General features: G+C 36.5%; 2 protein-coding genes. Both read left to right on the plus strand.

Annotated elements, in window-relative coordinates:
* Nucleotides 1–20 precede the first annotated feature (20 nt).
* Complete coding sequence (locus ACFIM1_RS09245; RefSeq protein ID WP_375609824.1) at nucleotides 21–887, plus strand: type IV secretion system protein; 867 nt, start codon at nucleotides 21–23, stop codon at nucleotides 885–887.
* A gap of 218 nt (nucleotides 888–1,105) precedes the next feature.
* Nucleotides 1,106–1,249 (plus strand): TrwH protein, encoded by a 144-nt coding sequence (locus ACFIM1_RS09250; protein WP_375608894.1) that lies wholly within the window; start codon nucleotides 1,106–1,108, stop codon nucleotides 1,247–1,249.

Genomic DNA, 1,249 nt, shown 5'->3' on the forward strand with positions numbered 1-1,249 from the left:
ATTCATTAAAGAGGAATGCCATGAACTTCACGCTGTTCACGCAACTTTTCACTGAAATTGACAAAATAACAAAAACTTATGTCACAGATATTTCCTCAAAAGCAATGGCTACAATTACGCCCTTCGTCTCAATCGGTATCACCATCACTTTCATCATCTATGGATGGCTCATCATTCGTGGGGCTATCGACATGCCTCTCTCTGGATTTGTGAACCGTTTCCTACGAATAAGCATTATTACTTCAATAGCTCTTACCGCAGGATTGTATCAACCAGAAATCACAAATTTAATAACTCAAATGCCTCATGATTTATCAAAAGCGCTCATAAAAAATCCGCTCACTGATCAACAATTAATGAACTTGCTTGACAAAGCAGCAAGCCAAGGGTTTCAATATGCAAGTCGTCTTTTCGAAGAAACTGTCTTCTTCGAGGCTAATGGGCTACTTTACGGTCTCTTAGGTATCATCATCTTGTTGGCAACAAGCCTCGTAGTCGCAATCGGTGGTGGTCTCGTCCTTCTGACAAAAATCGCACTTGCACTTCTCGTAGGATGGGGGCCAATCTTCATTATTGCTCTACTCTGGCAACCAACTTACCGCTTTTTTGAGCAATGGATTGTACAAGTCGTAAGCTATACAATCCTCTTTGTACTCTTAGCTACCGTATTTAATTTAATGATGAATATCTTTGCAAACTATTTGGGCGATATGAAACTCGATTACAGACAGAATATGGGATATATGTTTGGAGGAGCTCTCATCCTGTCCATTATATCCATTATGCTGTTACTCAAACTGTCAAACATTGCCAATGCTCTCGCAAAAGGCATTGCATTTGGACATCTATGGAGACTAGATGGCATAAGAAGCAATAGTTCCCGTTAATATTCACTTTTAGCATCTATATGACAAAATAACCCAAACATTCCAATCTCAAAGTAAAAAATATTTGCACTGCAGCTGAAGTTTTCCATGAATAAAATCAGTTATGAAATCAAAAAATAAAATAAACACAAATTATGCACTTTACTTTATATTCAAAATTGTAATAATGACGAAAATTGTTATACTATAAATAACAATAAAAAAGAGTGGCCATTAAAATGAAATATATCATTTCTATAATTTTAATTATGAATCTTTTATCTGCTTGTGCACTAGCACCAAAACTAAAGCAACCAAATGATAGAAACCGCGTACCCATTAATAAAACAATCCCTGCCGAAATCAAGCGAGGAGACAGATGA

Source organism: Bartonella sp. AC158YNML, assembly GCF_042196725.1.
Taxonomy (GTDB): Bacteria; Pseudomonadota; Alphaproteobacteria; order Rhizobiales; family Rhizobiaceae; genus Bartonella.